The 16,732-nt window shown below is 71.4% G+C and carries 19 protein-coding genes; 7 read left to right on the forward strand and 12 right to left on the reverse strand.

The features are described 5' to 3' along the window. Window positions 1-84: 84 nt before the first annotated feature. On the forward strand, window positions 85-1,272 hold the full coding sequence (locus KSO97_RS11735; RefSeq protein WP_232679069.1) for a histidine kinase: 1,188 nt from the start codon (window positions 85-87) through the stop codon (window positions 1,270-1,272). Next, window positions 1,269-1,940, forward strand: a complete 672-nt coding sequence (locus tag KSO97_RS11740) for a response regulator transcription factor (protein ID WP_232679071.1) — start codon at window positions 1,269-1,271, stop codon at window positions 1,938-1,940. Before KSO97_RS11735 ends, KSO97_RS11740 begins: the two co-directional genes overlap by 4 nt. Window positions 1,941-2,001: 61 nt before the next feature. Here the strand turns inward: KSO97_RS11740 and rph are convergent, their stop codons facing one another. The 5 genes from rph to murI all read right to left on the reverse strand — a co-directional run bounded on the left by rph (window position 2,002) and on the right by murI (window position 6,420). After that, the gene (gene rph / locus KSO97_RS11745; RefSeq protein WP_232679073.1) at window positions 2,002-2,712 is read right to left on the reverse strand and encodes a ribonuclease PH; all 711 of its coding nucleotides are present in this window, start codon (window positions 2,710-2,712) and stop codon (window positions 2,002-2,004) included. Between the two features lie 13 nt (window positions 2,713-2,725). Beyond that, window positions 2,726-3,595 carry an ABC transporter permease gene (locus KSO97_RS11750; RefSeq protein WP_232679075.1) on the reverse strand — a complete coding sequence of 290 codons (870 nt, stop codon included), beginning with the start codon at window positions 3,593-3,595 and terminating at the stop codon, window positions 2,726-2,728. Next, the gene (locus KSO97_RS11755) at window positions 3,592-4,632 is read right to left on the reverse strand and encodes an ABC transporter ATP-binding protein (protein WP_232679076.1); all 1,041 of its coding nucleotides are present in this window, start codon (window positions 4,630-4,632) and stop codon (window positions 3,592-3,594) included. Before KSO97_RS11755 ends, KSO97_RS11750 begins: the two co-directional genes overlap by 4 nt. 101 nt (window positions 4,633-4,733) lie before the next feature. Beyond that, window positions 4,734-5,546: an MBL fold metallo-hydrolase gene (locus KSO97_RS11760; protein ID WP_232679078.1), complete on the reverse strand. Its 813-nt coding sequence runs from the start codon at window positions 5,544-5,546 to the stop codon at window positions 4,734-4,736. A gap of 28 nt (window positions 5,547-5,574) precedes the next feature. Next, entirely contained in the window at window positions 5,575-6,420 is an 846-nt protein-coding gene (murI, locus tag KSO97_RS11765; protein WP_232679080.1) for a glutamate racemase, read from the reverse strand. Between the two features lie 36 nt (window positions 6,421-6,456). Between murI and KSO97_RS11770 the strand changes: the two genes are divergently transcribed. After that, window positions 6,457-7,611, forward strand: coding sequence for an alkaline phosphatase family protein (locus tag KSO97_RS11770; protein ID WP_232679082.1), 1,155 nt, complete (start codon window positions 6,457-6,459; stop codon window positions 7,609-7,611). Window positions 7,612-7,731: 120 nt separating this feature from the next. On the opposite strand, the gene KSO97_RS11775 is transcribed toward KSO97_RS11770, so the two are convergent. The 7 genes from KSO97_RS11775 to KSO97_RS11805 are packed head-to-tail and all read right to left on the reverse strand — an operon-like array spanning window position 7,732 to window position 13,157. Beyond that, complete coding sequence (locus tag KSO97_RS11775) at window positions 7,732-8,370, reverse strand: trans-aconitate 2-methyltransferase (RefSeq protein ID WP_232679084.1); 639 nt, start codon at window positions 8,368-8,370, stop codon at window positions 7,732-7,734. Window positions 8,371-8,396: 26 nt separating this feature from the next. After that, the gene (locus KSO97_RS11780) at window positions 8,397-9,359 is read right to left on the reverse strand and encodes a PLP-dependent cysteine synthase family protein (RefSeq protein ID WP_232679085.1); all 963 of its coding nucleotides are present in this window, start codon (window positions 9,357-9,359) and stop codon (window positions 8,397-8,399) included. 53 nt (window positions 9,360-9,412) lie between these two features. Then, the gene (locus KSO97_RS11785) at window positions 9,413-9,964 is read right to left on the reverse strand and encodes an NYN domain-containing protein (RefSeq protein ID WP_232679087.1); all 552 of its coding nucleotides are present in this window, start codon (window positions 9,962-9,964) and stop codon (window positions 9,413-9,415) included. Between the two features lie 16 nt (window positions 9,965-9,980). After that, entirely contained in the window at window positions 9,981-10,271 is a 291-nt protein-coding gene (locus KSO97_RS11790; protein WP_232679089.1) for a MoaD/ThiS family protein, read from the reverse strand. A gap of 33 nt (window positions 10,272-10,304) precedes the next feature. Continuing rightward, window positions 10,305-10,754 carry a Mov34/MPN/PAD-1 family protein gene (locus KSO97_RS11795; protein ID WP_232679091.1) on the reverse strand — a complete coding sequence of 150 codons (450 nt, stop codon included), beginning with the start codon at window positions 10,752-10,754 and terminating at the stop codon, window positions 10,305-10,307. Window positions 10,755-10,773: 19 nt separating this feature from the next. After that, the gene (locus KSO97_RS11800) at window positions 10,774-11,463 is read right to left on the reverse strand and encodes a response regulator (protein WP_232679110.1); all 690 of its coding nucleotides are present in this window, start codon (window positions 11,461-11,463) and stop codon (window positions 10,774-10,776) included. Beyond that, the gene (locus tag KSO97_RS11805) at window positions 11,463-13,157 is read right to left on the reverse strand and encodes an ATP-binding protein (protein WP_232679093.1); all 1,695 of its coding nucleotides are present in this window, start codon (window positions 13,155-13,157) and stop codon (window positions 11,463-11,465) included. The genes KSO97_RS11800 and KSO97_RS11805 overlap by 1 nt, the downstream gene beginning before the upstream one ends. A 106-nt stretch (window positions 13,158-13,263) precedes the next feature. Here KSO97_RS11805 and KSO97_RS11810 point away from each other — a divergent pair, with 106 nt between their 5' ends. From KSO97_RS11810 to KSO97_RS11825, 4 genes are read left to right on the forward strand one after another with little or no spacing between them, the layout of a single operon-like run. After that, complete coding sequence (locus tag KSO97_RS11810; RefSeq protein WP_232679095.1) at window positions 13,264-14,250, forward strand: tripartite tricarboxylate transporter substrate binding protein; 987 nt, start codon at window positions 13,264-13,266, stop codon at window positions 14,248-14,250. Next, window positions 14,247-14,774, forward strand: coding sequence for a tripartite tricarboxylate transporter TctB family protein (locus tag KSO97_RS11815; RefSeq protein ID WP_232679097.1), 528 nt, complete (start codon window positions 14,247-14,249; stop codon window positions 14,772-14,774). Before KSO97_RS11810 ends, KSO97_RS11815 begins: the two co-directional genes overlap by 4 nt. Then, a complete protein-coding gene (locus KSO97_RS11820; RefSeq protein WP_232679098.1) occupies window positions 14,774-16,294 on the forward strand; it encodes a tripartite tricarboxylate transporter permease in 1,521 nt (506 codons plus the stop codon). The genes KSO97_RS11815 and KSO97_RS11820 overlap by 1 nt, the downstream gene beginning before the upstream one ends. A 5-nt stretch (window positions 16,295-16,299) precedes the next feature. After that, entirely contained in the window at window positions 16,300-16,686 is a 387-nt protein-coding gene (locus KSO97_RS11825) for a universal stress protein (protein ID WP_232679100.1), read from the forward strand. Window positions 16,687-16,732: the final 46 nt, after the last annotated feature.

Raw genomic sequence — 16,732 nt, forward strand, 5'->3', positions numbered from 1 at the left:
GTCGATCGTTGCGCGACTTTGGTAGGGGGACGCGTCGACCGCGGTCGGACGTGCGCGGGGAGGTCGCCGCACTACGGTGAGGCGGTGATCAGTTCGGCCGCCGACCGTGCGGCAGGCACGCTTCCGCGGCCCGAGCCTGGCGCCTACCAGCCGACGCTGATGTGGTGGGGCTACACGTGGCGGTTCCTCCTGATGGCGGCTATCAGCGCCGTCGTCTGGGCGAACGTCGACCCCGACCACCGGACCGACCACGTCGCGCTCGACCTCCTCGGCGGCGCGGCCTGCTTCGCCCTCGTGGCCTGGCGGCGTCGATGGCCGGTACCCGTAGCGGTCGTGACAGCCGCGGTGTCCTGCGTGTCGATCCTGGCGGCGGGTCCGGCGACCCTGGCGCTGGTCTCGCTGGCGACGCGACGTCGCTGGCGTGAGGTCCTGCCCCTGGGCGTGATCAGCGTCGCCGGGGCGCAGGCGTTCCTCATCACCTACCCGACCGTGGACTCCGAGCCCTGGTGGCTGACGTTGTCGACCAATGCCCTGGTCCTGTCGGCGGCGATCGCGTGGGGCATGTTCATCGGCTCCCGCCGCGAGCTGATGTGGACCCTGCGGGCCCGCGCCGAGCGCGCCGAGGCCGAGCAGGAGTTGCGCGCGGCGCAGTCGCGGCTCTCCGAGCGCAGCCGGATCGCGCGCGAGATGCACGACGTTCTGGCACACCGGATCTCCCACATCTCCATGCAGGCAGGCGCTCTGAGCTATCGCGACGACTTGAGCGCGCACGACCTGCGGGGCGGGCTGGGCGTCATCCGGGACGCCGCCAACGCCGCGCTCACCGACCTGCGCGACGTCCTCGGAGTGCTGCGCGAGACCTCCGGCGAGGTGGACCACCGCCCTCAGCCGACGTTCGCCGAGATCTCCGCGCTCGTCGACGACGCACTGGCCGCCGGCATGCGGATCACGTTCGAGGACGACGTCGCGGGGCAGGTCCCGGCGCCGCTCGGGCGCACCGCCTACCGCATCGTCCAGGAGGGCATCACCAACGCTCGCAAGCACGCCCCGGACGCCGAGGTCACCATCGGCCTGGAGGGCTCCCCCGGCGACCGGTTGACCGTCACCGTCAGCAATCCCCTCGGTTTCGCCGCGAGCGCACCGGCGGCACCCGGATCCGGCCTCGGACTCATCGGACTGCGTGAGCGGGCCGAGCTCGGCGGAGGTGTGCTCGACCACGGCCGGGTCGGCGGCACGTTCCGGCTCCGCGCCTCACTACCGTGGCCGGCATGACGTCTGCGTCGGCTCACCCGATCCGCGTCCTGCTCGTGGACGACGACCCGTTGGTGCGGTCCGCACTCGGGTTGATGCTCGGCGGGCAGGTCGATCTGACCGTCGTCGGGGATGCCGTCGACGGGCGCGACGGCGTGGCGCGGGCCCGCGAGCTGCGTCCCGACGTCGTGCTGATGGATCTGCGGATGCCGCGGATGGACGGCCTCGAGGCCACCCGGACGCTCTTGGCCGACCCGCAGTCGCCCAAGATCATCGTGCTGACCACCTTCGACGCCGACGAGCACATCGTCGAGGCGCTCGCCGTCGGGGCGGACGGCTTCCTGCTCAAGGACACCCCGCCGCCGGAGATCGTGGCCGCCATCCGGGCCGTTGCCGAGGGCGACCCCATGCTCTCCCCCTCGGTGACCCGCACGCTCATCGAGCGGCTACGCGCCGAGGGCGGCGACAACCGTTCGGCCCGGGCGCGCGACCAGCTCGCCACGCTCACCGAGCGCGAGCACGACGTCGCGCTCCGCGTCGGCCAGGGCCTCAGCAACGCCGAGATCGCAGCCGAGCTGCACCTCTCCGTGCCCACGATCAAGGCACACGTCTCGCGCCTGCTGGAGAAGCTCGAGGCCGACAACCGCACCCAGATAGCGATCTGCGTGCACGACGCCGGACTGGCCTGAGACTGTCGGCCCACGGGTCTCGTGACGGTCGCAGAGCGACCTCCTCGACCGCCGGAGACGCTCAGCCGGCGAGCGCCTCCTGCTGGAGGCGGGTGAGGTCGGCGCAGCCCTTCTCGGCCAGGCCCAGCAGGGCGTCGAGTTCGGCGCGCGAGAACGCAGCGCCCTCGGCGGTGCCCTGGACCTCCACGAACGAGCCGGCTCCGGTCATCACGACGTTCATGTCGGTCTCGGCGCGCACGTCCTCGACGTAGGGCAGGTCCAGACGCGGCACGCCGTCGATGATGCCGACGCTGACAGCGGCGACCGAACCGGTCAGCGCCCGAGTGACGTTCAGGCTGGCGCAGGCGTCGGCCAGGGCCACGTAGGCGCCGGTGATGGCCGCGGTCCGCGTGCCGCCGTCGGCCTGCAGGACGTCGCAGTCGAGCTGGATGGTGTTCTCACCCATCGCCTTGTAGTCGATGACGGCGCGCAGCGAGCGGCCGATCAGGCGGCTGATCTCGTGGGTGCGGCCGCCGATCCTGCCCTTGACCGACTCGCGGTCAGAGCGGGTGTGGGTGGAGCCGGGGAGCATCGCGTACTCCGCCGTCACCCAGCCGAGGCCCGAACCCTTGCGCCAGCGCGGCACGCCCTCCGAGGCCGAGGCGACGCACAGCACCCGCGTGCGGCCGAACTCCACGAGCACCGAGCCGGCGGCGTGGTCGAGCCAGTTGCGGGTGATCCGCACGGGCCGCAGTTCGTCGTCGGATCGGCCGTCCTCGCGAGGTGTCGTCATGAGGCGACCGTATCTACTTCACCTCCGCGCGCAGGATGCGGGCGATGCCGAGCACCAGCGGCAACACGAGCCAGATCGCACCGCTGACCAGCAGCTGGGCGAACTCCTCTCCGTTCATGCTCAACTCGGCGAGCGGACCCTGCGCCTCGACGAAATTCAGGTACGGCGAGATGTCCTCGAAGGCGCGCCACAGGCCGGCGACGACGAACAGCACCAACGGCACCATGTAGCGGTAGACGAAGAAGAGCACGATCGCGGCCGGGGTGTTCAACAGCAGGGTCGCCAGGGCGAAGCCGCCCAGCATCGCGAGCATCTGGGAGAGCAGGAACCCGAGCATCGCGTCGAGCTGCAGGTTCCAGCTGGTGTTCTCACCGTTGAAGATCTCGCAGATCAGCGTGCAGCCCAACCCCACGACGAGCGCGAACAGCACGGCGATCACGGTGAGCAGCAGCCCGACGACGAGCTTGGCCCACACCACCCGGATGCGACGCGGCTCGAGCGCGAAGGTGACCATCGCCGTGCGCTGACTCCACTCGCTCGTCACGAGCATGATGCCGAGCACCGGGAGGATCAGGGAGGTCACACCGGCCGCGACCGCGCTGAAGTCGTCGAAGGAGACGCTGAGGCTCTGGATCAGCGTGGCGAGCAGGACGAAGCCGTCGACGATGACGACGAGGATCGCCACCGACATCACCAGCCAGAAGCTCGCGACGGTGTCCACGGCCTTGCGCAGCTCCACCCCGACCAGCCGCCAGAACGGCGTCTGCGCGGTGCGGGAGACGTCGAGATAGCCCGGCGGCATCGCCGCACCCGGCTGGCCGCCAGGGGCGGCGGGGAACCCGGGCGGCGGTGGCGGGAAGGCAGCAGGACCGATCGCGCTCATCGGCGGACGCCTCCGTTCGGAGCGGGCGGGGGTGGAAACGCCCCAGGCGGAGGAGCCTGAGGCGGCACGTGCCCCGGGGGCGGCGGCGGATACCCGGGGGGCGGATACCCGGGCGCGCCGACACCGGCGGGCACCTCTCGCTGGGTGGCGGCCGTCAGTTCGAGGAAGATGTCCTCCAGGCCGCCCTGGACGCCGCTGAGGTGGGTCAGCACGATCTGGTGCTCGGCGGCGACCCGTCCGACGTCCGCGCTCGAGGCCTGCACGGTCAGTCCCGGCCCGTGCGCGGGCGGGGCGATCATCAGGCCCGATGCCGTCAGCGCCGCGACGAGAGCGTCGTTGTCGAGCGAGTCGACCGTCGTGGTGGCCGCCCGGTTCCCGCCGTGCGCGGCGAGCAGCGAGGCCTTGTCGCCCTGGGCGACGATCTTGCCGCGACCGATCAGGATCATCTCGTCCGCGATCAGCTCGACCTCGTTGAGCAGGTGGCTGGAGAGCAGCACCGTGCCGCCGCGGTCGGCGTAGCCCTTGAGCAGGGTGCGCATCCATCGGATGCCGGCCGGGTCCAGGCCGTTGGCGGGCTCGTCGAGGATCAGCACCTGCGGGTCGCCGAGCAGCGCGTGGGCGATGCCCAGCCGCTGCTTCATGCCCAGCGAGTAGTTGCGCAGCCGACGGTTCGCCTCCTCAGAGTTCAGGGAGACCAGCGCGAGCATCTGGTCCACCCGCGCATCGGGTAGTCCCATCGCCCGCGCCCCGAGGGTGAGGATCTCCTTGCCGGTGCGGCCACCGTGCTGGGCCGAGGCATCGAGCAGCACGCCGACGTGCCGGCCCGGGTTGGGGATGTCGGCGTAGCGGTGTCCGCCGATCGTCACCGTGCCGTGACTGGCCGGCGTCAGGCCGACCATGATCCGCATGGTGGTGGTCTTGCCCGCGCCGTTGGGGCCGAGGAAGCCGGTGACGCGCCCCGGCTGGCACACGAAGCTGACATCGTCGACGGCGGCGAATCCTCCGTAGCGACGGGTGAGGTGCTCCACGACGATCATGGGCCCCACTCTGCCGGGTCGCCCCGGGCCACGCGACCGCGCAGCGCCGTCGCGGGCGTGTCGACGTCGGTCGATCCGCCGGCCGACCGGCTAGCTCGGCACTAGAGCGAGAACACCGCGCCGCGCTCGGCGAGCACGATGGCGCCGTCGAAGACCGCGGCCGCCTCGTCGTACATCGCCTGTTGGTCGAACCACGGCGGGATGTGGGTGAGCACCAGCGTGCCGAGCGCGGAGCGCCGGGCGAGTTCACCGGCGTCGCGGCCGGTGAGGTGGATGCCCGGCGGGTTGTCGTCGCCGTCGCGGAACGAGGCCTCGCAGAGCAGCAACGTCGCCCGGTCCGCGACGCGATCCAGGCCCTCGCACGGCGCGGTGTCCCCGCTGTAGCCGATCACGACGTCGCCGACCGTGACGCGGAGCCCGTACGCCTCGACCGGGTGGTAGACCGGGATCGGCTCGACGGTGAAGGGCCCGACCTGGAAGGCGCCGTCGTAGGTGCGGAAGTCGAAGACGTCGCGCATGCCGGGCCCGTCGGGCAGACCGTAGGCGTGCGCCATCCGGTCGGCTGTGCCGGAGGGACCCCACACCGGGATCATCGGCACGGTTCCCTCGGGGTGGTACTTGCGCAGCACGTAGAAGCCGCACATGTCCTGGCAGTGGTCGGGGTGGTGGTGGCTGATCAGCACGCCGTCGATCGAGCGCGGGTCGAGGTGGCGGTGCAACTCACCGAGCGCGCCGTTGCCGAGGTCGAGCAGGATCCGCCAGGTACGTCGCTCGGCGCCCACGCCGTGCTCGGCCTCGAGCAGGTAGCACGACGCCGGGGAGTCCGGCCCGGGGTAGGAGCCGGAGCAACCGACGATCCGAACCCGGACCGTGGCCTCCGCGTCGGCTGACCCATCCAGCGTGACCGAGCTCATGCGCACCACCCTTCCGTGTCGGCGACGCTCACACCAGCCCCCCGGCGAACTGGCTGGCCGCCACCATCTCCGGTCCGAGGAAACGGCGCCCGATGGTCTCGAAGTCGTCCGGCGACCCGGTCGTGAGGAACCGGTAGCTCGGCTCGCCCTCGGCGAGCATCAGGCCGGTGTCGGCGAGCATCCGGTAGACGTCCTTGGCGCACTCCTCCGCGCTGCTGACCAACGTGACGTCGTCCCCCATCACGTAGGAGATGACGCCGGTGAGCAGCGGGTAGTGCGTGCACCCGAGGATCAGCGTGTCGACGCCGGCCTCGCTCAGCGGGTCGAGGTAGGCGTGGGCGACGGCGAGCAGCTCCTCGCCGCCGGTGACGCCGGCCTCCACGAAGTCGACGAACTGCGGGCACGCCCGCGTGGTCAGGGTGAGCTGGGGGGCTGCGGCGAAGGCGTCCTCGTAGGCCATCGACTCGGCTGTCGCCCGGGTGCAGATCACACCCACCCGGCCGTTGCGGGTGGCGGAGACGGCGCGGCGCGCGGCCGGATAGATCACCTCGACGACCGGGACGTCGTAGCGCTCGCGGGCATCACGCAGCATCGCCGCGCTCGCGGAGTTGCAGGCGATGACGAGCGCCTTCACTCCGTCGGCGACCAGGTGGTCGAGGCACTCCAGGGCGTACTCGCGCACCTCTCCGATCGGCTTAGGCCCGTAGGGCTGCCGGGCCGTGTCGCCGACGTAGAGGATCGACTCGTGCGGCAGCTGGTCGATCACCGACCGCGCCACCGTCAGTCCGCCGAACCCGGAGTCGAAGATGCCGATGGGTGCGCCCCGGAGTGCCGCGGCGGCATCGGAAGGCGACGGCGGGGTCGGCGAGGGCACGACGGCAGGGTACGGCGTCGGGCTACCGTCGTGGACGTGACCCGCAGCACGCTTGCCCGCCTCACCGCGCCGTCCACCCGCTCGCGGCACGGCGGTCTCGCCGTCCTCGCCCTCGCCATGGCGGCCCTCGTCCCGGTGGCGTCCGGGTGCTCCTCCCCCGCCGCGACCGACGCCACCCGGGCCGAGCTCGTGGCCACTGGTCAGAACTCATCGGCGGCATCGTCCGGCGCATCCGCCGGCGTCGACTCGGGGGGCGCCGTCAGCACCGATGACGACGTGCAGGTGCTGGCGATCTCGGTGGACGCGCTCACGCCTGTCGCGCTGCGGCGGCTGGGTCGCGACGGCGCACCGAACCTGTGGCGCATCGTCGACGAGGGTGCCGCCACCCTCAACGCACGCAGTCAGGTGGAGCTCACCCTCACGCTGCCGAACCACACCAGCATGGTCACCGGACGCCGGATCGACGCGCGGGCCGAGACCAACGGCTCGACCGGGCACGGCGTCACCTGGAACACCGATCGCCCCGGCACCACCGTGCAGCGCGCAGCCGGTCGCCCGGTCGGGTCGGTGTTCAGCCGGGTGGAGGCCGCAGGGCTCTCCACCGCGCTGTTCGCCGCGAAGACCAAGTTCTCGCTCTTCCAGCGGTCCTGGCCCGCGATCGACCGCGTCACGATCCGAGAGGAGCGAGACGGAGCCGTCATGTCAGCGGCCCGGGCCGACCTGCTGCGGGCCGATCGCGCCTTCACCTTCGTGCACCTCGGCAACGCCGACGCGACCGGACACCGGGCTGGCTTCGGGTCGTCCGCCTACCTCGACGCCGTGCGCACCATCGACCGTCAGATAGGCACGGTGCTCGACGCCGCCGACAGCGACCCACGACTGGCCGACCTGGTCGTCGTGCTGACAGCCGACCACGGCGGCGTGGCTGGGGCGACCTCGCACAGCGACCGTCGCGACCGTGCGAACTTCACCGTCCCGTTCGCCGTCTGGGCGCCGAGCAGCAACGCCGCCCTCGGGCGCGGCGATCTGTACGCCTTGAACCCCGCGCGTCGTGATCCCGGCGCCGCCCAACCCGGGTACGCAGCCCGCCGACCGCCCATCCGCAACGGCGACGTCGCCAACCTCGCGCTCGACCTGCTCGGCCTCACCCCGATCCCCGGCAGCCTCTACCGCGGTCTGTCGGTCTCCTGAGGCGGCGGTCGGGGCCTCCGCCCCCAGTTTCACCGGCTCACCGGTGAAACTCACGCTGGAAGGGCGAAGAATCGTCCGGTCAGTGTGAGTATCGCCCGCCTAGATCGCGGGTTTCACCGGTCAGCCGGTGAAACTCACTCGGTCCGACCCACCGGCGGCGGTCATCACCGCGACGACGTACCCGCAGCCGGCCTCGTAGGGCTCGCCGTCCCACGAGGCGTGCCGAGCCACCGTGTGCAGACCGGCCGCGGCGACGGCGAGGTTCAGCGCGGCCAGATCGACCACGGGACAACCCGGCGGCAGGTGAGCGGCGTCGGTGCCGAAACCCCATGCCAGCAGTCCGCCGGGGGCGACGTGCGCCGCCAGCCGGGCGACGGCCTGGTCGAGCGCCCGATGGAGGAACGGCACGACGTTGCCTGCCAGCAGGACGACGTCGAAGGTCTCTCCGAGGTCCAACGCGGCGAGGTCGGCGACCTGCCAGGGCAGGTCCGGGTGATCCTCCCGGGCGACGTCGATCATCGCCGGGTCCGCGTCGACCCCGAGGACGTCGTAGCCGTCGGCGGCCAGGCGTGCAGCGATCCGGCCGGTGCCGCACCCGGCATCCAGCACGCGCGCCGGCGCCCGCCTGAGGTCGCGCACGAACCGGGCCTCGCCGTGGATGTCGTGGCCTTCGCGCTCCAGCCGCGCGAACCGATCGGCGTACTGCCGGGCGTAGGCGTCACCGGAGTTGCGGCGCGCCAACTGCTGCCACTCGCTCACGCCGCTGCTCCTGCTCTCCGGGGCGGTCACGCCCAGAGCTGGCCCTCGAGGCGGTCCTCGGCCTCGTCGATGGTCCCCTCGTAGGCACCGGTCGAGAGGTACTTCCAGCCGCCGTCGCAGACGACGAAGACGATGTCGGCGCGCTCGCCGGCCTTGACTGCCTTGGCGGCCTGGCCCATCGCTGCATGCAGGATGGCCCCGGTCGAGATACCGGCGAAGATGCCCTCGAGCTCGAGCAGCTCGCGCACCCGCCGGACGGCGTCGCGCGGACCGACCGAGAAACGGGAGTCGATCAGCTCGGCGTCATAGAGCTCCGGCACGAAGCCCTCGTCGAGATTGCGCAGGCCGTAGACCAGCTCGCCGTAGCGCGGCTCGGCGGCGACGATGCGCACCTCGGGCTTCTCCCGACGGAAGAACCGGCTGACGCCCATCAGGGTGCCCGTGGTGCCGAGGCCACCGACGAAGTGCGTGATCGAGGGGAGGTCGGCCAGGATCTCCGGCGCCGTGCCGCGCTCGTGCGCCAGGGCGTTCGCCTCGTTGCCGTACTGGTAGAGCATCACCCAGTCGGGGTGCTCGACCGCGAGCTTCTTCGCCACCCGCACGGCCTCGTTGGAGCCGCCGGCGGCGGGCGAGGAGACGATCTCCGCACCCCACATCCGCAGCAGCTGCCGACGCTCGGCCGAGGTGTTCTCCGGCATCACGCAGACGATCCGGTAGCCCTTGAGCTTGGCGGCCATGGCCAGCGAGATGCCGGTGTTGCCCGACGTCGGCTCCAGGATCGTGCAACCCGGGCGGAGGGTGCCGTTCTTCTCCGCCTCCTCCACCATCATCAGGGCCGGACGATCCTTGATCGAGCCGGTCGGATTGCGGTCCTCGAGCTTGGCCCACAGCCGCACGTCGGCGCCGGGGCCCGCGACCTGCGCCGAGAGTCGCGGCATCCCCACGAGCGGCGTGTTGCCGACCGAGGCGAGCAGGGAGTCGTAGCGCATGGGGTCCTCTGGTTGTGGGTGGCGGGGCGACGTGGCCTGGCAGCGGCCGTCGTTCAGCGCAGGAAGTAGGTCGGGTCGAAGTCCTCGAGCGCGATGATCCGCACCCGCGGGAGCTCGGAGTTGAAGGCCCGGACGTCGTATTCCAGGTCGAACTGCTCGATGCCGGGACCGGCGAGCGCGGTGGCGGTGAACTCGGGGAAGCCGAGGACGCCGACACGCCGGCCCGGGCCGACCAGCGCCGCGATCTGCTCGGCGAAATCGGCGTCGTGACTGGCCAGGACGACGTCCGCGTCACGGTCGGGAAGTGCTTCCAGCGTGCGCTGAATACCGATGTCGACGACCTTCTCGTCGGGCCGGCCCGCGAGTGGCACCGGTCGGTAGTCCATCGCGAGCAGCGCCTGCACGAAGCTCGAGGGAAGCGAGCCGTTGCTGGCGTTGAGGAAGAACAGACCCGTGACGGGCTGGTCCCACTCCTCCTCGATGAAGGCGGTCACCCGCTCCCAACGCGGCCGTTCCTCCGGGTTGGGGCGGCGCCCCAGGACCGACGAGCCGAGCGTCGCGTCGAGGTTCTCCCCATCGACGAGGACGAAGGTGCGCCGGGTCATCGGACTGCTCGGTCGCTCAGCGCGCGCCGCCGGCCACCGCCGGCAGGACGACGACCTGGTCGCCGTCGGCGAGGGAGGCCTCGAGGCCGCCGATGAAGCGGACGTCCTCGTCGTTGATGTAGACGTTGACGAAGCGGCGCAGCTCGATGGCCTCGCCCTTGGGCTCGACCAGGCGGTCCTTGATGCCCGCGTGGCGCGACTCGAGGTCGTCGATCAGCGCGCTCAGCGTCGCACCCGTTCCGTCGACGGCCTTCGCGCCGTCGGTGTACGTGCGCAGGATGGTGGGGATGCGGACCTCGATGGCCATCAGGTGTTGCTCCTCGGTTGGACGAACAGTCGGTCAGACTGATGCGAGTCGGGGGACGACGACGACCTCTTCCTCGGTCACCTCGCCGTCGATGATCCTGTAAGAACGGAACTCCACGGGGGCCTGGTTATTCCCTCCCCCGGCCTCCGCCCAGTCGCGGGTGCTCACCAACACGTAGTGCGCGCCGGGCTCGCTGGCCAGGCCGATGTCGGTGACGCTGGGGTAGGCCTCGGTGGCGGTGTGGGAGTGGTAGACGACCACGGGTTCCTCGTCGTTGGCCCACATCTGCTTGTAGAGCGCGAGCAACTCGGTGGAGTCGAACTCGTAGAACGTGGGACTGCCGGCGGCGTTGACCATCTCGATGAGCCGCTCGGGTCGGTCGCTGCCCTCGGGGCCCGCGACGATCCCGCACGCCTCGTCGGGATGGTCCCGCTTGGCGTGCGCGATGATGGCGTCGACGGTCGCCTGGTCGATGGTCAGCACGTTCCCGAGGGTAGTGCCCTCAGCCGGCCGGGGCCGACCGGTACCGCCGCTCTGGACGCCCGGCGGCCCCGTACTGCAGCCTGACCTCGGCCTGGCCGGTCTGGACGAAATGCTCCAGGTAGCGCCGCGCGGTCACCCGGGACAGACCGACCTCGTCGGCCGTCTCCGAGGCCGACACCTCAGCCCGCGCTCCGACGACGCCGAGCACCAGCCCCGCCGTCTCAGCGCTGAGCCCCTTCGGCAGCGGGACCGCACGTCTGGCAGCAGGCCCCGCCGTGGTCGCGAACGCCTCGTCGATACGGGCCTGGTCGAAGTCGACGTCCTCGTCACCGTCGCTGAGCCGCCGCACCGTGAGAGCGACCGCGCGGAGTCGCTCGGCGAGGTCCTCGTACTCGAAGGGCTTGGCCAGGTACTGCAGCGCTCCCCCGTGCAGGGCCGCCCGAACGGCGCCGGCCGAGCGCTCCGCGGTCACCATCACCACCGCGACCTCGTGACCCTCCGCCCGCAGCCGGGCCAACACCTCGAGGCCGCTGAGGTCGGGCAGGTGGACGTCGAGCAGCAGCACGTCGGGCTCCAGCTCGGCCACGAGCCGCATCGCGTCTGCACCCGAGTGCGCCGTGCCCGCCACGACGAAGCCCTCGGTCTGCTCGACGAACCGGGTGTGGATCCGCGCCACCATGAAGTCGTCGTCGACCACCAGCACCCGCATCACGAGTCCTCACCCTGCCCCAGACCAGGGTCGATCGGGAGCACGACGCGGAACTCCGCGCCCGGCTCGATGCCGGTCGCGGTCCGCACGTCGTCCACCACGATCGAGCCGCCGCGACGCCGACAGATCACCCGGACGAGCGGGAGGCCGATGCCTCGACCGCCCACGACGTCCTCGGCCGCGTCGTGGCCGGCCTTGGTCGTGAAGCCCCGCACGAAGATGGCCTCACGATCCTCCGGCGCGACGCCGGGCCCGGTGTCGCGGACGCGGAGCCGCGCCGCCCTCGCCCCGGTCGAGGCGTCGACCACCATCCAGACCTCGACGGAGGCATCCTCGACCCCGGCACACGCATCGACGGCGTTGTCGACGAGGTTGCCGACCACGGTGGTCAGGTCCGCGGAGACCTCGCGCGGCAGGGGTGGGAGCTGCGAACCGGGATCGAGCACCAGCTCGACGCCGCGCTCGGCGGCCACACTCATCTTGGCCACCACCATCGCCGCCACGGCCGGGTCCTCCAGCTGACGCGCGACAGCGGCGGCGACCTCGGCGCGATGACGGGTGAGAGTGCCGACCAGCTCGCGCACCTCCTCGAACTCCCCGAGCTGCACCAGCCCACTGATGGTGTGCAGCCGGTTGTCGAACTCGTGGGTCTGGGCGCGCAAGGTGTCGGTGAGGGAGAGGTTGGCGCCCAGCCGGCTCTCCAGGGCGACCAGCTCGGTGCGGTCGCGCAGCGTGGTCACGGTGCCGATGCCGCGACCATCAGCAGCGGCGGCACGACGGTTGAGCACCACCACCCGGTCGCCGACGAGCATCACCTCGTCCTGGACGTCGCCAGCTCCGGCGAGCACATCGGCGACCTGCTCCTCCAGCCCGAGCTCGGAGACGCTCCGGCCCACCACCGGGCCCTCCATGCCGAGCGTCTGCCGCGCAGCGTCGTTCATCACCGTCACCCGCCCGTCGAGCCCCACGCCGACCACACCCTCGCGGATGCTGTGCAGGAGGGCCGCGCGGTGGTCGGCCAGCGATGCCAGCTCCCGCGCACCGAGGCCACGCGTGCGTCGACGGACCACCAGTGAGACCACGATGGAGCCGGCCACACCGAGCCCTGCCCCCAGACCGAGGTAGAGGGCCAGGTCGGAGGCCGCACCCGTGAACCTCGTCCAGATCGGTGGGTAGACCGCCTCGGAGACGACGAAACCCACCAACGTGCCGTCGTCGGCCAGCACCGGCGCGTGGGCGGCGACCGCGCGTTCGCCACGGCGCTCGGAGTCGCCGCTCCATCCGCGGCCGCTCAGCACCACGCTGGTGCCGACGTCGAAGCGGAGACCTACCTCCGCAGGATCCGAGGACGCCAGCACGGTGCGGTCGGGTTCGACGATCGAGACCTCGGTCGCGCTCGACAGGCTCACCCCGCGAGCGGCGTACGGGGCGAGTGCCTGGGCGGCACCGAAGGCAGGGTCGCCCGCCGCGCGCGCCGAGAGCACCGCACGCACCTGCGGCAGGTTCGCCACGTACTCGGCGACCGAACGCATCTGGCTCCCCCGTTCGGTGGTGAAGGTGGACGTCGACTGCCGCACGCCCACGACGCCGACGATCAGGAGGAGCAGCGCGACGACCGCCAGCTGCAGCACCAGGAACTGCCCGGCGAGGGTCCGCTCGCGTCGAAGCGTCCGGCGTTCGCGCAGTGCGACCACAACGACCACAACCTCCTTTGCCACCGCAACGGTGACGAACGCCACACGGCGCCGTCATGCTCGCACAGCGCCGGCAGCGAGCCGGCCGACTGCGAGAGGAGCAGCCGTGCGCAGACCCTGGCGATCGACGTTGATCGCGCTCATCACGACGGCGTGTCTAGTCGGCGTCGGCGGCTGCGGACTCACCCGCGGCGCCGACGACCCCGACAACCGGCGCCTGCGGATGATGATCCCGAACAGCCCCGGTGGCGGCTACGACCTGACCGGGCGCGCCGCCGTCCGCGCGATGGAGGACGACGAGCTCACCGGGCGCTGGGAGGTCAACAACGTCCTCGGCGCGAGCGGCACCGTCGCGACGCAGCGGCTGGCCAACGAGTCCGGTGCCGACGACCTCGTGATGACGATGGGTCTCGGCGTCGTCGGAGCCACCTACACCAACGAGTCGTCCGCACGCGTGTCCGACATGACGGCGATCGCACGGCTGGTGGAGGAGCAGGAGGGCATCCTCGTCCCGGCCGACTCTCCCTTCGAGGACGTCGACGACCTCGTCGAGGCCTGGACGAAGGACCCGGGCTCGGTCGTCGTGGGCGGCGGCTCGTCCCCCGGTGGACCCGATCACCTGTTCCCGATGCAGCTGGCGCAGGAGATCGGCATCGACCCGCGCCAGGTCAACTACGTCTCCTACGACGGCGGCGGCCCCCTCACCACGGCACTGCTCGGCTCGAAGATCGACGTCGGCATGTCCGGTCTCGGCGAGTTCGAGGGCCAGTTGGACGACGGCGCCCTGCGGGTGCTGGCGATCTCCGGCGCCGAGCGTCTCGACACCGTCGACGCGCCCACCCTGACCGAGTCCGGCGTCGACCTGGTCTTCACGAACTGGCGCGGTGTCCTCGCTCCGCCCGACATCAGCGAGAAGCAGCGCGACTACCTGATGGACCTGTTCACCCAGATGCACGCCACCCCTGAGTGGCAGGACGCGCTGGAACGCAACGGCTGGAGCGACAACTTCGCCGTCGGCGAGGAGTTCGAGGAGTTCCTGCGCGAGCAGGACGAACGCGTCGCCGACACTCTCGAGGAACTGGGGCTGGCATGACCACCGTCATCGAACGACCGAACATCGATTCCGCACCGCGTCGCGTGGTCGACACGGCGCAGTACGGGCTGGCGGCATTCCTGGTGCTCGTGGGCGGCTACACGCTCTACGACGCGAGCACCCTGCACGACGGCTTCGCCGACCAGCCTGTCCAGCCCTACGCCGTGCCCTACGTCGTGGGCGCCGTGCTGACCCTCCTGGGAATGCTCCTCGCGGTGGCCACGTGGCGCGGTGACGTGCCGCAGGCCGAGGAGGGTGAGGACGTCGACCTCACCGGCGGCAGCGACTGGGCGACCGTCGCCAAGCTCGGCGGCGTCCTGGTGCTCAACATCGTGCTGATCGACTGGCTCGGGTGGGCGATCACCGGCGCGATGCTCTTCGCCGGGTGCGCCTGGGCCCTGGGTTCGCGGACACCGGTGCGTGACGTGGCGTTGGGAGCCGCTCTGTCGCTGGGCACCTGGTACGGCTTCTACGCCGGTCTCGGGATCCCGATCCCGGCCGGCATCTTGGACGGGGTGCTCTGATGGATCTGCTGATGGACGGGTTCGCGACCGCGCTGACCCCCACCAACCTCTTCTTCGCCGCGCTCGGGGTCCTGCTGGGCACGGCGGTCGGCGTGCTGCCGGGCATCGGCCCGGCGATGACGGTGGCGCTGCTGCTCCCCGTGACCTACAACGTCTCACCCGAGAGCGCGATCATCATGTTCGCCGGCATCTACTACGGCGGGATGTACGGCGGTTCGACGACGTCGATCCTGCTCAACACACCCGGCGAGTCGTCCTCGGTGATCACGGCCCTCGAGGGCAACAAGATGGCCAAGTCCGGGCGGGCGGCGCAGGCCCTGGCCACCGCGGCCATCGGCTCCTTCGTCGCCGGCACCATCGGCACGGTGCTCCTGGTCGTCCTGGCACCCACCGTGGCCGACCTGGTCGTGCAACTGGGCGATCCCTCCTACTTCGCCATCATGGTGCTCGCGCTGGCGGCGGTCACGCTGGCGTTGGGGGCCTCGAAGCTGCGGGGGCTCATCTCCCTGTTCCTCGGCCTGACCATCGCTCTCGTCGGTACGGCTACCGGCCAGGCCCGACTGACCTTCGACCAGCCCCTGCTGGCCGACGGCATCGACCTGGTCGTCGTCGCGGTGGCGATCTTCGCGATCGGCGAGGCCCTGTGGGTGGCAGCTCACCTGCGTCGCAGGCCGCTCGACATCATCCCCGTCGGCAAGCCCTGGATGAGCCGTGAGGACTGGGGTCGCTCGTGGCGCCCCTGGCTGCGCGGGACGGCGTTCGGCTTCCCCTTCGGCGCGTTGCCGGCCGGGGGCGCGGAGGTCCCGACGTTCCTCAGCTACGTGACCGAGCGCAAGCTGACCAAGCGCCCCGAGGAGTTCGGCAAGGGCGCGATCGAGGGTGTGGCCGGCCCGGAGGCCGCCAACAACGCCTCGGCCGCCGGCACGCTGGTGCCCCTGTTGGCGATCGGCCTGCCGACCACGGCGACCGCCGGTGTGATCCTGCTGGCCCTGCAGGGCTACGGCATCCAGCCGGGCCCCCAGCTCTTCGACACCGAGCCCGTGCTGGTGTGGGGTCTCCTCGCCAGCCTGTTCGTGGCCAACACCCTGCTCCTCGTGCTGAACCTGCCGCTGGCGCCGGTCTGGGCCAAGCTGCTGCAGATCCCCCGGCCCTACCTCTACGCGGGCATCCTGTTCTTCGCCTCGCTCGGCGCGTACAGCGTGAACTTCCAGTCCTTCGACCTGGCACTCCTGCTCGTCATGGGCGTGCTCGGTCTGGCGATGCGGCGCTTCGCGTTGCCGGTGCTGCCGCTGCTGGTCGGCGTGATCCTCGGCCCGCGCCTGGAGGAGCAGCTCACCCGGGCCCTGGCCATCTCCCAGGGCGACGTCTCCACGCTGTGGAGCGAGCCGGTGGCGGTCGCCGTCTACCTCGTGCTCGGGCTGCTCCTGGCCGCCATCGCGGCCAACGCCCTGCGGCGCCGTCCCGAGAGCCTGCCGGCCGCGATGCGCCAGGACGCGCCGGCCGATGTCATGGAGAGGTGAGAGAGATGAGTGTGATCGTGGCCTACAGCGCCGACGAGTTCGGCACGGCCGCTCTGCGGCACGGCTCGGAGGTGGCGCGGGCGCAGGGCGCACGCCTGATCCTGGTCAACGCCACGGCGGGGCAGAAGCTGGTGGACCCCCGCTACGCCGCCGACGAGGAGATCGACGCGGTCGTGGGCGAACTGCGCGCGACGGGCATCGAGGTCGACGTCCGTCACGAGCTGGTCGACGACGTCGCGGACGCCGTACTGGGAGCCGCACGCGAGAGCAGCGCCCGGCTGATCGTCGTCGGCGTCCGCAAGCGCACGCCGGTGGGCAAACTGCTGCTGGGCAGCGTCGCACAGCGGGTCATCCTCGAAGCGGACTGTCCGGTGCTGGCGGTCAAGCCGTAGCCGACGCCGGGATCCTCCGCCCGCCGGTCACGCGATCGGCGGGCGG

The sequence above is a fragment of the Nocardioides sp. R-C-SC26 genome (assembly GCF_021246465.1).
Classification (GTDB): Bacteria; Actinomycetota; Actinomycetes; order Propionibacteriales; family Nocardioidaceae; genus Nocardioides.

Excerpts from the sequence above, each read along its gene's own strand:
- KSO97_RS11825 (WP_232679100.1), top strand. The coding sequence starts at position 16,300 with ATGAGTGTGATCGTGGCCTACAGCGCCGACGAGTTCGGCACGGCCGCT.
- KSO97_RS11815 (WP_232679097.1), top strand. The coding sequence starts at position 14,247 with ATGACCACCGTCATCGAACGACCGAACATCGATTCCGCACCGCGTCGC.
- KSO97_RS11790 (WP_232679089.1), bottom strand. The coding sequence starts at position 10,271 with ATGGCCATCGAGGTCCGCATCCCCACCATCCTGCGCACGTACACCGAC.
- KSO97_RS11755 (WP_232679076.1), bottom strand. The coding sequence starts at position 4,632 with ATGATCGTCGTGGAGCACCTCACCCGTCGCTACGGAGGATTCGCCGCC.
- KSO97_RS11785 (WP_232679087.1), bottom strand. The coding sequence starts at position 9,964 with ATGACCCGGCGCACCTTCGTCCTCGTCGATGGGGAGAACCTCGACGCG.
- KSO97_RS11740 (WP_232679071.1), top strand. The coding sequence starts at position 1,269 with ATGACGTCTGCGTCGGCTCACCCGATCCGCGTCCTGCTCGTGGACGAC.
- KSO97_RS11800 (WP_232679110.1), bottom strand. The coding sequence starts at position 11,463 with ATGCGGGTGCTGGTGGTCGACGACGACTTCATGGTGGCGCGGATCCAC.
- KSO97_RS11760 (WP_232679078.1), bottom strand. The coding sequence starts at position 5,546 with ATGAGCTCGGTCACGCTGGATGGGTCAGCCGACGCGGAGGCCACGGTC.
- KSO97_RS11750 (WP_232679075.1), bottom strand. The coding sequence starts at position 3,595 with ATGAGCGCGATCGGTCCTGCTGCCTTCCCGCCACCGCCGCCCGGGTTC.
- KSO97_RS11780 (WP_232679085.1), bottom strand. The coding sequence starts at position 9,359 with ATGCGCTACGACTCCCTGCTCGCCTCGGTCGGCAACACGCCGCTCGTG.
- KSO97_RS11820 (WP_232679098.1), top strand. The coding sequence starts at position 14,774 with ATGGATCTGCTGATGGACGGGTTCGCGACCGCGCTGACCCCCACCAAC.
- rph (WP_232679073.1), bottom strand. The coding sequence starts at position 2,712 with ATGACGACACCTCGCGAGGACGGCCGATCCGACGACGAACTGCGGCCC.